Annotated in this window: 17 protein-coding genes and 1 pseudogene; 3 read left to right on the forward strand and 15 right to left on the reverse strand. The window is 29.8% G+C overall.

Features of this window, described 5'->3' with window-relative positions; genetic code table 11:
• Positions 1 to 36: 36 nt before the first annotated feature.
• The 11 genes from PCY06_RS01090 to PCY06_RS01140 all read right to left on the reverse strand — a co-directional run bounded on the left by PCY06_RS01090 (position 37) and on the right by PCY06_RS01140 (position 11865).
• Positions 37 to 2442, reverse strand: a complete 2406-nt coding sequence (locus PCY06_RS01090; protein WP_061601553.1) for a hypothetical protein — start codon at positions 2440 to 2442, stop codon at positions 37 to 39.
• Positions 2442 to 3518 (reverse strand): M20/M25/M40 family metallo-hydrolase, encoded by a 1077-nt coding sequence (locus PCY06_RS01095; RefSeq protein WP_048778144.1) that lies wholly within the window; start codon positions 3516 to 3518, stop codon positions 2442 to 2444. The genes PCY06_RS01090 and PCY06_RS01095 overlap by 1 nt, the downstream gene beginning before the upstream one ends.
• A gap of 19 nt (positions 3519 to 3537) precedes the next feature.
• Positions 3538 to 4281 (reverse strand): hypothetical protein, encoded by a 744-nt coding sequence (locus PCY06_RS01100; protein WP_048778142.1) that lies wholly within the window; start codon positions 4279 to 4281, stop codon positions 3538 to 3540.
• Complete coding sequence (locus PCY06_RS01105; RefSeq protein ID WP_048778139.1) at positions 4282 to 5100, reverse strand: nitroreductase family protein; 819 nt, start codon at positions 5098 to 5100, stop codon at positions 4282 to 4284.
• Positions 5087 to 5932 carry a thiopeptide-type bacteriocin biosynthesis protein gene (locus tag PCY06_RS01110; protein WP_048778137.1) on the reverse strand — a complete coding sequence of 282 codons (846 nt, stop codon included), beginning with the start codon at positions 5930 to 5932 and terminating at the stop codon, positions 5087 to 5089. The genes PCY06_RS01105 and PCY06_RS01110 overlap by 14 nt, the downstream gene beginning before the upstream one ends.
• Positions 5933 to 5942: 10 nt before the next feature.
• A complete protein-coding gene (locus PCY06_RS01115) occupies positions 5943 to 7616 on the reverse strand; it encodes a YcaO-like family protein (protein WP_061601554.1) in 1674 nt (557 codons plus the stop codon).
• A gap of 14 nt (positions 7617 to 7630) precedes the next feature.
• The gene (locus tag PCY06_RS01120) at positions 7631 to 8278 is read right to left on the reverse strand and encodes a hypothetical protein (RefSeq protein ID WP_048778130.1); all 648 of its coding nucleotides are present in this window, start codon (positions 8276 to 8278) and stop codon (positions 7631 to 7633) included.
• Positions 8256 to 9194 carry a hypothetical protein gene (locus tag PCY06_RS01125; protein WP_048778129.1) on the reverse strand — a complete coding sequence of 313 codons (939 nt, stop codon included), beginning with the start codon at positions 9192 to 9194 and terminating at the stop codon, positions 8256 to 8258. Before PCY06_RS01125 ends, PCY06_RS01120 begins: the two co-directional genes overlap by 23 nt.
• Positions 9195 to 9264: 70 nt before the next feature.
• Positions 9265 to 9435 carry a thiopeptide-type bacteriocin gene (locus tag PCY06_RS01130; protein ID WP_103344441.1) on the reverse strand — a complete coding sequence of 57 codons (171 nt, stop codon included), beginning with the start codon at positions 9433 to 9435 and terminating at the stop codon, positions 9265 to 9267.
• 354 nt (positions 9436 to 9789) lie between these two features.
• Positions 9790 to 11118 (reverse strand): GHKL domain-containing protein, encoded by a 1329-nt coding sequence (locus PCY06_RS01135; RefSeq protein ID WP_048778126.1) that lies wholly within the window; start codon positions 11116 to 11118, stop codon positions 9790 to 9792.
• A gap of 12 nt (positions 11119 to 11130) precedes the next feature.
• The gene (locus PCY06_RS01140) at positions 11131 to 11865 is read right to left on the reverse strand and encodes a LytTR family DNA-binding domain-containing protein (RefSeq protein ID WP_048778123.1); all 735 of its coding nucleotides are present in this window, start codon (positions 11863 to 11865) and stop codon (positions 11131 to 11133) included.
• Positions 11866 to 12534: 669 nt separating this feature from the next.
• Here PCY06_RS01140 and PCY06_RS10720 point away from each other — a divergent pair.
• Positions 12535 to 12666: pseudogene (locus PCY06_RS10720) on the forward strand (site-specific integrase); the annotation flags it as partial.
• A 378-nt stretch (positions 12667 to 13044) separates the two neighbouring features.
• On the opposite strand, the gene PCY06_RS01145 reads toward PCY06_RS10720, so the two are convergent.
• From PCY06_RS01145 to pezA, 4 genes are all read right to left on the reverse strand, one after another.
• Entirely contained in the window at positions 13045 to 13416 is a 372-nt protein-coding gene (locus tag PCY06_RS01145; protein ID WP_046165031.1) for a type II toxin-antitoxin system death-on-curing family toxin, read from the reverse strand.
• Complete coding sequence (locus PCY06_RS01150) at positions 13413 to 13670, reverse strand: type II toxin-antitoxin system Phd/YefM family antitoxin (RefSeq protein ID WP_046165030.1); 258 nt, start codon at positions 13668 to 13670, stop codon at positions 13413 to 13415. The genes PCY06_RS01145 and PCY06_RS01150 overlap by 4 nt, the downstream gene beginning before the upstream one ends.
• Positions 13671 to 13937: 267 nt before the next feature.
• Positions 13938 to 14705 carry a type II toxin-antitoxin system toxin PezT gene (gene pezT, locus PCY06_RS01155; RefSeq protein WP_046165029.1) on the reverse strand — a complete coding sequence of 256 codons (768 nt, stop codon included), beginning with the start codon at positions 14703 to 14705 and terminating at the stop codon, positions 13938 to 13940.
• Entirely contained in the window at positions 14705 to 15181 is a 477-nt protein-coding gene (gene pezA, locus PCY06_RS01160; protein WP_061601558.1) for a type II toxin-antitoxin system antitoxin PezA, read from the reverse strand. Before pezA ends, pezT begins: the two co-directional genes overlap by 1 nt.
• Positions 15182 to 15571: 390 nt before the next feature.
• Between pezA and PCY06_RS01165 the strand changes: the two genes are divergently transcribed.
• Positions 15572 to 15853, forward strand: coding sequence for an SPASM domain-containing protein (locus PCY06_RS01165; protein ID WP_231083267.1), 282 nt, complete (start codon positions 15572 to 15574; stop codon positions 15851 to 15853).
• Complete coding sequence (locus PCY06_RS01170) at positions 15837 to 17354, forward strand: ABC transporter ATP-binding protein (RefSeq protein WP_061601559.1); 1518 nt, start codon at positions 15837 to 15839, stop codon at positions 17352 to 17354. The genes PCY06_RS01165 and PCY06_RS01170 overlap by 17 nt, the downstream gene beginning before the upstream one ends.
• Positions 17355 to 17508: the final 154 nt, after the last annotated feature.

Here is a 17508-nt window from a genome sequence, read left to right on the forward strand (position 1 = left end):
TGACTATAAGATAACATTATTCAACATTAATTTTTATCAATTATCAGAATCGGACCTTACTTTATCAGAAACAGTATTATTACTTTCAATAATATATTCAGTTAGGTAATCTTCATCGAAATTAGGGTTTGGCTCCTCAAAAACAATCCAACTAAGATCCTTGATATAATTTTTTAACGCTTCAATTCCTATTGAACTACATAAATTAATATAAATAGGCTTTTCAAACTTGTTTTTAAAATTACAATCTACAGAAAATTCTCTGACAAAAAAGGTTTTTCCACCTAGTAAAGTGTTTAATTTCACGATTAATTCAGTTTTATTTTTAGCTTGATTTATTAGACTATTCAGGTAATCAGTACTAACTAAAGTTTTATCTCTTGCAAGTACAATTTTCTTTTCTCTAAAATATACCATAGGTGCAGTATATACATTCAACGTAGGATTTTCATCATATTTTTTTCTCAAAACTAAGTCCGCAATATCAAAGTACATCCCTCCAGTCAATGATAGACTATTAAACATTGCTAACGTCCTCGGAAGAACCATAGGTGTCATACTACCAAGAAATGAATAGTAAAATTCACTTCCATCTTTTTTTAAAAATTTCAAACGTTTTTGAACTTCATGCCTTTCAACTTTAATATCTCTGTAGTTTATAAAGCTATTGCTAGCCTGAGATTTCAAATTATATATATCAAAAGACTCTTTATCAGGACGGCCATTAGCATTAAAACCGAAATCATATGGTATATCATAAATTTTATCAAAACCAAATTCTTCTTCAAATACTCCTTCTTCAAAGTTATCTTTATAACGATTAGTAAAGATTCCATATCCTTTATAAACATGGTTTATAAATAATTGATTCTGACTAAGTTGAGTAAAGAATGTATACGAATGTTCCAAGTTATAATTGATTTCTTGCGCTTTTTCAAATATCATTTGTATCATATTCTCACTTATAACATATTCATTTTCTTTACTTTCACAAATACTATTGATTATATAATTGATAAGAGGGTATTCATCTAAATTAAAAAATCCAGAGCGAAGTTCACCTAGATTAATATTTTTAAAAATATAATCAGACATTTGTGATAAAAATTGATCCAAATCTTGGAAATCAGCAAAATCCTTTCCAAATGGATAATAAATTCCCATAAATTCCCAAGCTAATTCTTCTACTTTTTTAGAAGCATCAAAGATAGAATAAAATTTACTTAATTGTTCCTTATTTTCAATAAAAATATTAAGAAGTTCCGTTTGATTTTTCGATATTTTTAAATTTGAAGTATATGTATCTATTGTAAGTACAGGGAAATTTAAAGTATCAATTTCAAGTAAATCACATAATGATTTAATTTGTTCTGAACATTGTAAAAAGAAATTGATATTGAATCTCTTATTCAAACTCTTTAGATTATCCTTTATTGATAATAATTTATTTAAGAGACTATCATTAGTAAACTCTATATAATCCATCCATTTAAAATTATTTCCAATGGAAATATCTTCATAAAGTAATATCCCACTGTCTAGAAGTTTAATAACTTCTAACTTAGTAAATAAACTCCTAAGTTCCTGATAACTAACTATTTTATATTTTAATAGATTGTCAATAGAGGAAATTTTCTTGATTTTTAACTCACGTTCTTGGCCCCTAAATATATTTGATAAATTATTATCAAGTAATACTTTAAAAATATAATATTCTGTATCCTCTGATATAATATAGTTTTGATTAACCAAGAATCGAAATTTAAATTTTTCTATGTTTTGTCTTAAAATCTCATAATAAATTCTATTTTCAAGATAACTATGAATTCTTATGACTACTTTATTTTTTGGATTTCTCAGTTGAATACTTTGATCACGATTATATGAAAAACATCCAACTTTACTGACAGTACCAACTCCTCCAGTTTTTAAAGTAAGTTGTGACAAGTAGTGATAAAGTGATATCCACTCTTTATTCTTAAGTCTCTTCTGTGAACCGTTTCTAATCTCATTAATTTTCTTAATGAGATACTCATTTCTAAAAAGTAGAAGATCTTTACTTTCAACTAACTTGGGTAAAGTTTTAATTTGAGAATGGAGCTCCTGTTCTAAGCTATCTTCTATTTCTTGAGCTAATAATTCATTCTTAGCCCTCCTATTATTATACTCTTCACAAGCATAGCTTTTCATAGGAAGAGTATTTTTTATTTCTTTACTTTTTTTTAATTGTCGCTTTATTTTTAAATATTCTTTTGTAACAGTATAGGGAAGCTCTTCTTCTGAAATATAATCTTCAATAAAAGTAATTAGATTTTCTTTTAATAAATTGAGAGCGATCTGATTACTTTTATATTCTTCAATCAAACTATTTATATTATTATTAAAAAAATTCTCTAATAAAACATTTGTGGATTTATCATTTTTCCTGTAGAAAATTTCCATCAGCATTCCTCCAATATATATTTGTATAACTTGAGTGAAGAGTTGATAAACTTTAAATTAGGCTTATAATCACTTGTATGAGTTCGAGATGTTTTAAATTTTAAATAGCTGCCTAAAAATAAATAACATACATCATTCGAAATTTGATCATAATAGCAAAAATCATCTGAAGTAAAACTATCTGGAATCTCTAGAGTCAGAAACATAGAATTGTTCTTTAATTTTTGGTACAAGCTATGACTATTTTGTATGCGCCAATGGTAATTTAAATTTTGCACTTCCATAGATTTAACGATATTAACTCTATTTAACTCGTTTGAAAATTGTTTAAATAACTTTTCTAACTCAAAAATATCATTTAAATTAGACCTTAAAGATAAACTAAAAGTTAAATTAGTTGCCTGAGATCCAATTTGACTGTCCACTGTAAATTCACCAATAGACATATTGATATTTTTATTATTGTTATTAAAAGCTACTATTTTTGCATATAATATATCCCAAACTGATAGAAATTCTTGAATATTGTCTGAATTTCTATCTTTCTCATAAAAACTAATCCTTAACTTATTTGTAATATTATTTGTTAGAGTCTCTCCAGATTTTATTGCTATACTTTCAACGGGAATTTCTGGAGCATTATGTAAACCAAACATTTTATCAATTAAAATGTTTTTTCTTTTTAATATATTAACCAGTGTTAATCCTCCGTTTCCAATTTCTTCTGAGCTTTGATATATAAATAATATTCTTTTTGAGGTCTTTCGCTTACTTAAATAAGCCATAAATTGTAATAAAGAACTCATGTGTAAATCATGTCCACAACCATGGAAAACATTCCCATTAGATAAGCATAACGCATCTAGTTCGGCTCTAAAACCTAAATCGTAATGTTTATTTTCTCCCAATACATTACTATAAATCAACCCTTCTTTTCCTTCATATATAATCTCATATCCTCCAATATTATTGACAATTCGTGAAATTATCTCCCTTGTTTGCACCTCTTGAGAAGATAATTCAGGTGTCTGATGAAGCAAATCATATATTTTTTTACCGTACTCGAACAAATCCATAACTACTCCACTCCTTATACTATACTAATGGTAGCTCCTCACTTAACACTACATTACTATCTTTATTTAAAATTAATTTTCTATTGTGTAAAGGAGATAATGATAGCAAATAGTTACTTATTCTTTCAATAATCATTCCCGCAATCAACTCTTCTCGAAAACTATTAATATTTAATAATGCACTTTCAGTAAAAACTGTTTCAATATCGGTATTAAATAAAATCTCCTTTAAGTTATATTCTAGAAGATGGGATTTCTTAATAAACGGCCCTACGGAATTAATTACACCTGTCTGTACAAAATATAAATAGTCATAAGTACGTAGATAGTCTACAATCTCTATTAAATTATCTTCTTTAATAGAATCTAAAATAACTATCGCTTCCTTTTTACCAAATTTATTTTTTAATACAGTTTGTCTGGATATACTTTTTCCCGAAATTGATACTCTCTCCAACTGTGTATCTTGTAACCATTTAAATAGATGAACACTAAAATCTACTGCATTTCTTTCAGCTTGTGAGATTTCATGAATATTTTTCTTTAATTGATTTAAAAACTTATATTCAGTATCTGATACAGTTAGTTTCTGGTGAAATAATATCTCTAGTTTATTAAATAGAATCTTCTTACTATCTTCATTAAAAGAATTAGTAATTGCACACCTAAACAAAATTTTATCTAACAACCGATTTTTAATAATTAAAGTGTCACCGCCAGTAATTAATACCTCAAAAAAAGGATTGATTTTTTCTTTAACCATTTAAAACGCCACTCCATAAATAACAATATCATCTTGACTGTCTGACAATCCAATTGCTTCCTTAGTCACATCTGACAATATTCCCCCATTAGGTAGGGATTTTTTCCCCATTGCTGTAGAAACTAATTGAAGATTTTGACCTATATGACCAGCTTCAATCATCGCTAATTGCCTAGAATAATACTTATATTTCTTGAAACTATGTTTTAAATTCATATCTAAAACAATAGCAAAAGAAAGTTTTTTGGTTTCTTCGCTAATTTCCTTATTAAAATGAGAAATAGCAAAAATCTCCTCAAATTTAAAATTCACTTGATCTATTTCGCTAATCATCCCTAAATCTGCATGTATTTTATAGGAGTGATTTTTTTTAAAATATCCCATATCCTTATTAACAATAATAAATATCTTTATTGGATATTGTGCTCCTCCCGAAGGATAACTCCTTAGTGGTATATATTCATCTTTATAGACCTTATTTCTACGTCCATCACTAATTGCTTTATTAATAAGAAATAAAAGTTCCTCCTCTGACCACTCACTGTCTAAATGTTCTACTGGAGTTGATCTTCGAGCTTCAAGAGAAAATGTTAAACTATCCTTAATTTCAATTCTTGAACCATCAATATTCCAAAAACTTTTTGTCAAATTTGTCGAATCTTCCTGCGGTAATGATTTTTCAAACTTCAAATTTAAATTACCAGTAGGAGCAAAATTCATTAACCATCCACTAAAATTCTGTGCATCTCTAAGATTTTGTCTCACCAGATATTTATAATCATGTTTTTTATTTATATAATATTTTTTATTCAAAATCATAATTTACTTTTCCTTCTAAGAAGCTATAACATGCTAGTTCCGTCGAAATATTTACACCTAGACGATTAGCAAACATATGAAGATGTGAAAATAATACACTATCAGCATAATCGTGATCAAAGTTGAAAATAACGCTGTATAAATCACCTAATTTCTCAATAAATTCTTCCAATAATGGTTGTAGGTGCAACTCACTTGCCAACATATGAATTTTAGACATTTCTTGTTCATCAAGACTCTGTTCCACTCCAAGATTACGCCAGAATCGTCCTCCTAATGAATAAAACTTTCCAATAAATTCTTCACTTGGTAAGTTAGTTTTTGTAATTTCTGTTATAAAATAATAAAAAATAATAATCTTTTTAAGAGATGATAACTTTAAGTTCAATAATTTATTTGTTAATTTTGATGAAATACAAAATAGCTTTTCACTATATCCAATTAAGTCCCACCCCCCATATCTATCTAGTTCAGGTTTATAGGGTATTTCTACTATTGACATATTTTCATACCAAGGCATTTGTTTGACATCAATTTTTTCCCCGTCAGTGAAGGTTTCTAAATAGTACTCTTCTTTGTTCAACTCAATATTTCTTATATATGGATACTGTTTAATAGTATTCTGAATCGCCATTTTAAGAATAACTTCAATTCTCTGAGATGCATTTTCTTGGATACGAACTCTCAGATGAGGACCTCCTTCCCAGTATCTAATAAAAAATAATTTTTCTTTTTCTTCATCATTCAAATGACTATAAATATACATAATTACCGAATCAAATACTGAATAGTCCCATAAAAACATATGATAGGATTTCCAATTTGTATTCATAACTTCTCTCCTATGGGAATGGATGGGGGCGTCGATTAAATTGACAGATAACATCTAAATTTAATAGTTTGCGTGATTTGTTAATGTTAGAAAGACTAATTCTAAGATTACCTGCTCCAAAAGTCATTGGTAAAAATTCTGGCATGATAGCTTTAACTACAAACAATTTATTGTCTGCCATTTCTTTTGAAGTTAAATTAGCGAAAATAATTCTCTTATAATCTTTAAGTGTTGTGTTCAGTAAATGATTCAAGATTTCTTCTTGACTATGATATTTTGCCAATAAATTGTTTTCTCTATCAGTAAATTTTTCAAAGTTCTTTACAAAATCAAATTCAAATGTATTTAATGGATTCGCATAGTAATCAATATGATCATCTATCGTTGAAATATTCTCTGGAATAGATGGTGCTTCTTCATGGTAATTCTCCTGTACCAAATAACCAACAGATACCTCCATCAGTGCCGCTTTAACTGCTTCATCAACACTGAATCCTGCACCTGCAGAAGTATAAGTTGAAATAGAAGTTCCCTCTTGCTTATTAGTAATTAGCCCCCAAACAACATATACATCTTCAAATACAGATATTTCAAATAAATTAATCCTTGCCCCCTTCTCACTTACTCTTTTAATAACACTCATTTCTTTAGTAGAAAGGTAATTCTCATAATTCTCTATTCTTCTTCCCGGTACATTCCCATACCAGGTCATTAAGAAACTGTGCCTTTCAATTAACTCTAATAATGCACAAATCATCGCTTCAGTATAAGTTGAACCCAGTGCCACCCCGTTAGAACTATCATTCATATCCCTAATATAGCCTTCACGACTTGGATTATTACCGTAATATACCAAATCTTCAGGAACATAAATTTCATTTCCGGTTCGAATATCCTGTGCTAAGGTCCAATATAGTTTTGAATCATTTGTTAATTGTGATCCTTCTTCTAACGTGATTTCATCTAATGGTAAAGTATAAAAATTATTTTTTAATTCATTATAGCTAAAACATTTTGTATTATTTTCAAAAGCGTAACAATAAAACTCAGATGCAAATCTTTCTACTGCTTCCAAACTAGCAATATGCTTTGCAGTTAAGAAATCAAATGACCTCCCGTATCCATAATTAAATTGATTATAACTTGGCGTTTTATATTCGTACGCTACACCTGTAAAGGGCGCTGCGGCTGGATCTAAATGATATCTCCCAAAAGTATGATAGGATAAAAATTTTTGTGCTGATTTACCAATATCTGATAACCTATTTACCCTAAAACTATCACTAGAATTAATCGTATTAACTTCCTTGCTAATTTTATCCAGTAGATTATTTGTATCCTTTAAGCTCAGGAACTCTTGCTTAATAAAATTAAAGCCATCTAATTTTTTTCCCTCATCAGAAAATAGACTAACATCATTGTCAAGTTCTGATTCATCAATATATTTATCATAGTTAGTTGAAGTATCTAAATAATCAAATTGACCATCATAATAGAATTTAAACCAATGATTAACTTTCAATGTTTTCAACACTTGAATAAAAAAGTTAATATCTGACAATAGATTATCATTTTGTTTAATCACAATTAATCCATTAGGGACCGAGAGAGCAAGAGTTTCTTGCTTTACCAATTCAGTAATTTCTTGCCAATTTAATACTTTATTATAATTTTTATATCTCATTACTTATTACCTTTTTATCTAATTATTAAGCAACTATATTGATCAAATAGTATAACTTCCTCAATTTTGAGTTCTTTTGAAGTTATACCCTCGATTTCTATATCTTTATGATCTTTAATTTTCTTAAACTGTTCAATATACTCTTCTTTCTCCTCCGGATTATCAAAGATTTTTGTACGATTCTTATGCCTAAAGATAATACAATTGTCAGTATTATCTGTATTTAAAAATTTTTTATATTTATCAAAATCTTTTTCATCAACAATAATATCTAACATTTCATATGGTAATATCAATCTTAAAAAATATTTGATGTAGATGTTCTGCAAATTTTTATCCATTAATACAATATTTTTGTAATTAATATTAAACAGAGGATATTGATCAGTCGACATATCCGTAATATTATTAAGACTCAATAGTGAACCAAAATTAAGCTCCAATTTTTCGATTAATACTTTTTTTTCGAGAAATGAATATGATTTATGAAAGTTGTTACTCCAACTAAATTTTTTTACATTAACATATTTTTTACTATTATTTCCCTTAATTGCTACTATTTTTTTATTTGGTAAGCTTTCAATATTGTTTACATTATTTACAGTAACAAGCTTAGCCCCATCTAATATCATCAATCTATTATCTTTTTTCTGCATTAACATATTTTTCACTCTCCCATCTAATGCTTTCCTTGATTTGTGTTTCCCAATTTATTCCAAAATATTTCTCAATTTGCTCCACAGCTAAAAATATTATACGGTTTCGCCTATTCATGCTAATCCCCAGTAATGGTAAAATTTTAAAGAAAATTCCCATTACTATTCTATAAAAATAAAAAAACGAATCTTTAGTGTATCTACGAAGTAATAGTTTATTATTAAATACTGTTTGATGAAATTTTGAATATTCAAGATTTACTGAACTATTTTTAAAAAATGTATAAGGGTTTGGTAATACACTAAAATCTAACTCTTGTTGGTTTTCGGATAACATCTTAATCTCTTCCTGCAAAACATCATAGAGATTTTTAATGATGGTCACTTCCCTGTTTACAAAAATTTTATCTAAATTATCGACATGCGTGATTTTATTCTGTATTTTCAAAAATGTCTCATTACTTGCGATAGATTTTATTTGAGATAAATAATAAAGATAATTGGAATAGAAAGAAAGATACCCATGTGTAATCCCATCTTTATGTACAGAAGCAACAGTATCCAAAATCTGACAAATAAGGTAATCTTGTTCAGTAGTTTTACGATTCCAATATTCTGACTCTTGAATAAATTGTGCAATTGCCTCAAAAATTTTTGAATAAAAATTTAAAAATAATTTTTCGTTTTTGCACCAAGGAAAATCAATATTATAGTTATAGTTTTCAGATGAAATTTCACAAACATCAGCATCTGAAACCATATCAATTAAACTTATAGGCTTTTCGCTTATGAATGATAAAAAATTGTTCGATGCATTTTTTTCCAGCAAATAAACATTACTATTGAAAGCATTATTAAAATATTTTTTTTGAAAACTATTTATATCCATACTTGAATTAAAAATTACTTTATATTTTTTCATTGTTTTCCTTTCAACTCATTCAACAATCAAAATAAAGGGGAAGATAATTCCTCCCTCTACTTTGATTATGTTATGCACAACATGAAGATGAGCCACATGTACTTGTCACTTTACATGAACTGCTACCACTACTTGCTGCTGCTGACGACACCAAATCTGATTCGTCTAAATCTAAAATTGAGAGATCAAGTTGTGAAATTTCTTCCAATGCTGCTGCTTGTTCTTTGTCTAAATGTTTCATATTATTTCCTTTCAATCACTATGTATTATTCTTTATTTTTTCTGTAACAAATCTTTAGCTATACATTTTAACCATCTCCTTTATTCTATTTACCAGCTCCAACTGACAAATAAATTATAAAATATTTACTCAATAAAATTTATTTTTTTCATAACTTGTTCAAGAAAAATCATTATGCCAAGGAAATATTATTATAAATCCAGATTATGATAGAAAAGCGACTGTTTTTGATAAATTATCTAATATTATTTGAAAATTGTTATTATATCTTTATCAAATAAAAAAGAGGTGTAGCTCATGAATTGGTGGAAAATCTTTGGAAGTCACTAAAAAATATAAAAAAACTACAGATAACTAAATCTGTAGTTTTTTTTGTATTTCTATTGTCTGTCTAAACACATATGAAAAACTTTGAGTTCTAATAGATGCACTAGGATACTTATCTAAAATTTGTGTCACTTTATATAACCCTATCCCTCGTTCTTCACCTTTTGTTGAAAAACCATTTTTAAAAATATTATTCCTATTTACACTTTCCTCCCTTGTCTTATTTTCAACTATAAAATAAAATCTATCATTATGAGAAAAAATAGCAATGTTAATTTCCGGATCTTTTGATAATAATGTTGCTTCTATGGCATTATCTAAAAGAATTGAAATAATTGTAATAAAATCTAGCAATTCAAATGAATATAAATCTTGCCTACCATCCACCTCTATAGCAATTTCAACCCCCTTATTATAAGCCTCAAGTAATTTTGCTGATAAGACACTTTTTAGGGCAGTGTTTTCAATTTTGGAAAGATTAGCAATATCGTATTTTCTATCCGAAAAATCTTTTACGGTTTTTGATAAAACTGTATCATATACATTCTGAATAGATGCTATATCGTTTAACTCAATACCTGATTTTATACTTGTAATAATGTTTATATAGTCATGCCTAAATAATCGTATCTCCTCATATAAGGACTCAATATGACTACTATATTTTTCTAAGTTCTGAACTTGGTTATCTTTCTGCTCTTTCAACTCTCTATCAATCTCATCAGTGATCTTAGAATGCAAAAAAATTAGCATAATCAGAAAGTAAATAACGTATATCCCTACTAAATTCTCTCTTAATTTAAGTGCATTTGGAATCACGTCTGTAAAAATAGAAAAAATTTGAAGCAATATAAAATAAAATGCCATTGAAATATCAAATGTTAACAAATAATATTTTAATTGATTTTTAGAAAACCCAATTTGCAAATTTTTAAAGTCGATCTGGATAGTTTTGGTCAAATAATAAAATGTTGGGAATATTAACAGTTCAATCAATAGTGATAATACCGGAAATTTATTTGTAATATTTATTGATACACCAAACATCGGTAATAAATCAAATGCAATAACCCTACTAAATAAACTTTCGACAACTACTGGATATAGACCAAAAAATACAGCTAATGTTCGATTACTAAATTTATTTTTATATAATGAGTAAATTAACCAAAATAATAATGAAGAAAAATATCCTATTGGTGGAACAATATAAAATAATACTCTAAAAATGATTGGTAATAGAAAATAAAGATAAAAACGTACCTTGTCCCCTGTAATTTGTTGATATAGCATTAAAACTACGATAGTATGAACAACAAATGTTATTTCTTCAAGCAAAAAATTATTGATATACAAAGTTAAAACCTTTTAAAAATCTAACCTTTCCTTGAGTTTCTTTAATTTAGTCTTAGAAACTAAGCAACTTTCTCCATTTTCAAATAGAATTAGCTTATTTTCCTTATCAATCTTACTAATGTTTTCAGGATTTACGACAAATGACTTGTGACATCTGTATAACCTATTATCCGTTTTTTCAATCTCAGAAATTCCAGCATAAAATTCTAATCTTTCATCTATCGTATGCATAATAACCTTATGCACAGTAGGCGATGTTTCAAAATAAAGAATTTTATTAAATGGAACTTGGACACGAGATAGTGATGTTTCGAATTTAAAAGAATCATGAGCAACAGTACTTCCATTTTTTTCCAATGTATATTCAATCGCTGATTTTACTCTTTCATAAAAATGAAGATCACCAAGTGCCTTATCAATAAAATCCAAAGCACTAACTTTATATCTAAATGTTAATGGCATAAACTCAGAATGGGTAGTCACAAAGACAATAGTTGCATTGGGATCGAGCTTTCTAATTTGATAAGCAAGCTCCAATCCTTTTTTCTCTTCATCCTTGATCTCAATATCTAAAAAAAATAACTGATGAGAGCCTCTCTCAGTTATCTCTGCTAATAATTGAGATGGCCTTCCAAAAATATCAAACTTATTAATTTTTAAATTTTCATCTTTTATCACCTTATAAATAATAGTCTCTATGCGAGACTGTTGTAGTAATTCGTCTTCCAAAACATAAATGTTAAGCATCTTTATTCCCTCCAACTATATAAATAGGCGTTTACATTATGACAATATACTGACCAATTATGATAATACGATATTTTATTTTTAATTTATTTTATCATAATTATAAAACAATAGAATGAGAGGCAAAAAATATTTTCTGTCTAAAAATAATTAAATTGATAATTAAAATCAACAATTTATGTAAAAAATATTCATTAAAATATCAAATATTGCCTAACAAAAAAGCTATTAAAGTATTTAAGGATACAAATAATAGCTTATATTTTATCATAATTCTCTCCCAAAATACAGTGGATACTAAAATAGGTAGAATAAAGAACACTAACACTACTGATTATAAATCAATCATTCTTCTTACCAAGAAAATAAAGTACGAGAAACTCTTTTCTGGCCATTTAGAATTATATGGTGCAATTGATTTAACAGAAGATCTAGATGTATTAATGAAAGAAATTAACGAATACCTAACTGAGTGGTTAAAATTCACAACTAAAAGCTTATAAGTAACATCAAAATAACAAAAAATTTGACTCCATTAATTAAGATTTCATCTGATAAATGGAGTCTTTTATTATACATAATGGTTTAACCATTTAGTTAGAATTTCAAGGTAATTAGGAACTACGTAAATTATAGTATCGAACCAGTCTGACGAAGATACCCTGAACTGGAGTTTCGCTTGAGGAAATTTCTGGAGCGCTAACCCATAGTGACAAGGAAATTACAAAGACCTATGTTAACACTAAAGACAAAGTTAATCAGACCGTAGGTGATATTGCATTTCATAGCCTAAAAAATTGATGGGGTGAATATGGGGTGAACTTTAGATTTTTGAAACAAAAAAGACATCCAAGAGAAAATTCTTGAATGTCTGTAAACGTTGATATAATCGTATTGATTAACGTTTTGAGAATTGTGATGCTTTACGGGCTTTCTTAAGACCTGGTTGGAAACACTTCTATTTGAATACGTTTCAAAATGCGCTTAAAATCAATGTTTTCTCACGTTTTCAGAAAGAACAATTTCATCTAATTTGAATAACTTTCATTTGAATGGTGTGAATTTTACACTAAAAATACACGAATTGAGCTAGATTTTACCAAAAAGTTCACACCATTATTACCTTCGAATCATTAAAAAATAAAGCAAGTAATTTTTAATAGTCACTTGCTTTTTGTATCAATGACTTTTTACAAAATCTAAAATATCTTCGTAGGTTAATTCTGATGCCGCTACACCCAATCCGAGATGAACCAACTCTTCATCAGTACAATCAAGCACAATATCGTTAAGTTCTAGTAGCACAAGCATTACAAAAATACCAATGCGCTTATTTCCATCTAAAAAAGCGTGATTCTTAATCAAAGAATAACAAAGCCTAGATGCCTTTTCTTCAATAGTTGGATATTGATCAACTCCAAAATAAGTGTCAAAAACATTCGAAAGCGAGGCCTCAACTAACCCCTTGTCTCGTACACCATCCATTCCTCCCGTAGATATAATCAATTGACTATGTAAGGCAACAACCTGTTCAACGGTTAATCTCTTCAATTAGCTAATTCCTTCAAGGCTTCTAGGTGGCGTGACAAGATAGAACTTGCCACCTCGTCAACACTAGCTTGATCTGCAACAACAGCTTCTGTCTGTTCTTCTTGAACCAAGGTGTTATAGTCAACTAAAACATATTTAGGTTTATTGTTTTTCAAAATAACAGCTGTACCCTTACTATCAACCATTCGAGCAACTTTAGAGAAATTCTGATTTGCCTCCGTGATTGGAATTAAATTTTCAAGATTAATTTGCATTGTCATCGCCTCCTTTTGTTTATCATACCATTATTAAGCAACAAAAGCAAAAATATAGGATGGATTTATCCTATATTAAGTGAAATAACTTAGTAATTTGAGGGGGGGTTAGATCCTGCGTACGGTAAATGAGAATACTTTCATGCTCAACTATAGTAAAATGATGGCAGCTCATAAGACTTCCTTTCGTAACTAGTTCGTTCAATTCTATTTTACTAGAAAATCTTATGAGCTTTTATTATCATGTACTCATAAATTAGCCCTTCGTCACTTATTAATTCCCCCCATCTCTCTCAACCGTTCCTGTCCCAACTTCAACATCTCTTCCTCCACCTTACTCCATTTTCCAAATAGGCATTCGTGTAGAACTTCTGTTGCTGAGGTTTCGTCTACTTGCGAATCATAAACACACGATTGATCTCTTTGATAAATTTGAATTTGTCTAAAAAGTTTATCATTTTCTAACTCCCGTAAGTTATCAACCATATGTTCTACAATTCCATCATGGTGTGCTTTAGGAGTTGCTCTAGCTTGACTAGAATCTATGGCGTAGAGCTCCTCATAACGTATCAAAGTACTGAGATAGGACAATTCTGGCTTGGTCGCTATTAGTGCAAGTGAGACTTGATATCCTTTAGTTATCAATAATTGTGCCGTTTTTCTAGGAACTTCTGTTGTTCTCAAGGTGCCCTCGATTAACAAATGATAACCTTGTTTACTCAATTCATCTACGAGATATTCAACCATTTGTCCCGCGAATACTTTGGTATAATCCACACTATCTTTTCCATACTTTTCCTGTAAGCCAAGGTAGTTCGGATGAAAAGAGCGATAACTATCTCCATCAATGATAATGATATTACCTTGAAATTCCCTTTGTTTAATACGATGAATCGTTGTTTTCCCAGCACCACTCTGTCCACCTAGCAAGATAGCCTTGGGCTGAGACGAAGTTGTTTTACCACGAGTTAAAGAACGAACGAGTCGTCTGGATGCTCGTTCAAAATCATCTTGACTAAATTCTTCTAGTTTCATTAAGCCACCACCAGATGACGAGCTTGTTCTAACATACGTTCAATGCCATCCAAATAGCCATTATATCGCTCCACATCCTCAAAAGTTGCAACAAGATAAATCTTCGTGTTAATCAAATCAGAAAGATCATCGCTTATTAGAACCCAAGGATTATTAGCATCATCAAATGCAATTTCTAGTTCATCTTGTAAACGATAAAGTTGCGCTAAGATATTCGCCCCTCGTTCTTTAATCACTTCAATTTTCAGAGTGAGCTGGTAATCTTCCACTGGCGTGAGCATCTTTTCCTCTCCTACAATATCGATATAGGAAACATTAAATTTCTGACAAATACGATCTATTAATTCTGTCGAAATTGAACTTGTCCCGTTTTCATAACGACTTAGGCTATTTCGAGAGATACCAACAATCTTTGCGAACTCAGGCTGGGTTAGATCATGTGTTTTACGTAACGCTTTAATATTTTCTCCTATCATGAAGGTCCTCCTTTTATTTATTTCTATTATAGCACAAAATTTAGAAACGCACCAAAAATGGTGCGTTGTTATGGCTGAGAGATAAAATGTCACACATTCAATTATTGAAGAAAAAATCACTATAAGGCTGTTCAAAAGTCTTTGAGAGTATAAAAAATAAGAAAGCTACAATTGAAAACATATTAGAGATAGGAATCTATGGTATACTAGTGATAATAAATAGTTATCGGTAGGAGAAGGGGTACCGTCAACAATAAAGTTAGAGTAAAATCGTTAACTCTTAAACAACTTGTTACAATACAGAAAAAGATAGATATAATAAACGGTGTCCGTTTTATTGATAAAAACGAAAACTTTCTAACTTGTAGCTCTGTTCAGATATCACTTTATATAACTTGTTTAGGTTCAGTACAACCATGTTCCCTTTATAGTATAAGTATTGGAAATATCTATCACACTTCTATAAAAGAAATATGGAACAAATCGATGTTTAACAAGATCACAACATATACTTTAAAAGATAGCAAAAATTGTAGTACTTGTACAAATGCCAATTATTGCACCCAATGTCCTGGAATTGCCTTATCTGAATCAGGTAAGAGCAGAAATTGCTCTGAAATATGTAAAAAAACAGCACTAGCAAGGAGTTTCGTCTATGCTTCAATACCTTAAGCCTCTGCGCTGGTATCTTTTCTTTAATTTTCTCTTTAGCGGACTGTCCAATATTTGTACTGCTCTTCTTCCATACTTTACACAAGAGTTAATTCGTGGGCACTATCAAATAGCTTTGTCAGGTTATTGTATTGCAGTTATAGGTTACCTGACCTGCAACTATATTCAAATGCGACTTGACTGGAAACAGGCTATTCTCTTTTCGACAAATCTAAAGAATGACTGGTTTCAATCTCTTTTAGGACTTGCCCACCATGATTTCAAGCAGAAAACAGTCGCGGAATACATTTCTTACCAATCTAATGACCTTGATTCACTGGAAAAAGATTATCTACCTCCACTGATGAGTTTTTTTAAGCAGATTCTACGAATCTTGATTTATACCATCATTATTACCAGAACAATCAACCCTATAGTGGCACTGATCCTACTGATTTCAACGGCCATCAGTATTCAAATTCCAAAGATCGTTGGTCAATTGACTGCGAAGCGTAGAACAACCTATCTTGAAAAGCAAGGTGATTATTATCGGACCTTGGAGGATCTATTCCGAGGACATCACTTAGTTAATAAACTCACTCTACCTCATTTTATAGAGCAACAAAGAAGTTCTCTTAAAAATTTGCAGGATAAGTATCTTGGGTATGGTTTGACTAAAATTACAGGTATTCTCTTGACGGGTATTTCTTTTGAATTCATCAGTCTATTTCTTTTTTCCTATCTAGCATACTCTCTATACCATCAGCAAATTGGTATCCCTGAGGTGGTGGCCAGTTTTGGTTATATTACAGCCTTCTCAGAACCAATTCAAGAAATCCTTTACGATCTGCAAATGTTGGAGTCGGTAAAACCTGTAATTAAAAGCTTTCAAACTATCGTTAAGCATCCATCTTCAATTCAGGCACCACAGCTTTCTTTTGAAACGATCACATTGAAGAATCTTTCTAAACAACTCGGGAAATCAACATTGAAGATTTCTTCTGCCACTATTCATAAAGGAGAGAAGATTGCCCTTATGGGAGAGAACGGATCAGGTAAAAGTAGCCTACTCAATATTTTAAATGGTACGGATGAGGATTTCCAAGGTGAGATTTTGCTGAATAATCTTCCTCTAAATCAGCTTTGGGGGAAATTTGGCCTGATCTTGCAGCAAGAGCATAGCTTCATATCTAGTTATAAAAATAATGTTACGCTATTCAATACTTTTCCTGCAGAGTTTGAGGATGCAGAGTTCGAAGTAACACCTCCTCAATCCCTGTCAGGTGGTCAACAACAACGTATGTACCTCAATCGAGAAAAAAACCGTCAGAGTCCATTAGTTATTATGGATGAACCTTTTTCAGCCTTGGATGCTCATCAGTTCGAGGCAGAATTGAAAAAAGTACTAGACTTACCGTGTGCTGTCATCATTACTTTACACCGACAGAATGAAGCACTGAAGAACTTTGACCAAGTCTGGGAAATTAGATCTGGAGAACTAATCATCGAAAAAAGTAAGTAAATTTATATTAACCATAATATAGCATGTACACTGATTTAACTCGTATTTTCAATTTGTCATCATTACATAATTAAATACTTTCCCATTATAACAAAACGGTAGGCTAGTAATTTCTAGCTTACCGTTTTATTTTATGTGACTTTCAGTCCATCTC

The organism is Streptococcus sp. SG1, from assembly GCF_030439935.1.
Lineage (GTDB): Bacteria > Bacillota > Bacilli > Lactobacillales > Streptococcaceae > Streptococcus > Streptococcus gordonii.

Coding starts and splice junctions, on each gene's coding strand:
- PCY06_RS01150 (WP_046165030.1), bottom strand. CDS start 13,670: ATGCAAATTAATCTTGAAAATTTAATTCCAATCACGGAGGCAAATCAG.
- pezT (WP_046165029.1), bottom strand. CDS start 14,705: ATGAAACTAGAAGAATTTAGTCAAGATGATTTTGAACGAGCATCCAGA.
- PCY06_RS01090 (WP_061601553.1), bottom strand. CDS start 2,442: ATGGAAATTTTCTACAGGAAAAATGATAAATCCACAAATGTTTTATTA.
- pezA (WP_061601558.1), bottom strand. CDS start 15,181: ATGATAGGAGAAAATATTAAAGCGTTACGTAAAACACATGATCTAACC.
- PCY06_RS01170 (WP_061601559.1), top strand. CDS start 15,837: ATGCTTCAATACCTTAAGCCTCTGCGCTGGTATCTTTTCTTTAATTTT.
- PCY06_RS01130 (WP_103344441.1), bottom strand. CDS start 9,435: ATGAAACATTTAGACAAAGAACAAGCAGCAGCATTGGAAGAAATTTCA.
- PCY06_RS01115 (WP_061601554.1), bottom strand. CDS start 7,616: ATGAGATATAAAAATTATAATAAAGTATTAAATTGGCAAGAAATTACT.
- PCY06_RS01125 (WP_048778129.1), bottom strand. CDS start 9,194: ATGAAAAAATATAAAGTAATTTTTAATTCAAGTATGGATATAAATAGT.
- PCY06_RS01120 (WP_048778130.1), bottom strand. CDS start 8,278: ATGTTAATGCAGAAAAAAGATAATAGATTGATGATATTAGATGGGGCT.
- PCY06_RS01110 (WP_048778137.1), bottom strand. CDS start 5,932: ATGAATACAAATTGGAAATCCTATCATATGTTTTTATGGGACTATTCA.
- PCY06_RS01140 (WP_048778123.1), bottom strand. CDS start 11,865: ATGCTTAACATTTATGTTTTGGAAGACGAATTACTACAACAGTCTCGC.
- PCY06_RS01095 (WP_048778144.1), bottom strand. CDS start 3,518: ATGGATTTGTTCGAGTACGGTAAAAAAATATATGATTTGCTTCATCAG.
- PCY06_RS01100 (WP_048778142.1), bottom strand. CDS start 4,281: ATGGTTAAAGAAAAAATCAATCCTTTTTTTGAGGTATTAATTACTGGC.
- PCY06_RS01105 (WP_048778139.1), bottom strand. CDS start 5,100: ATGATTTTGAATAAAAAATATTATATAAATAAAAAACATGATTATAAA.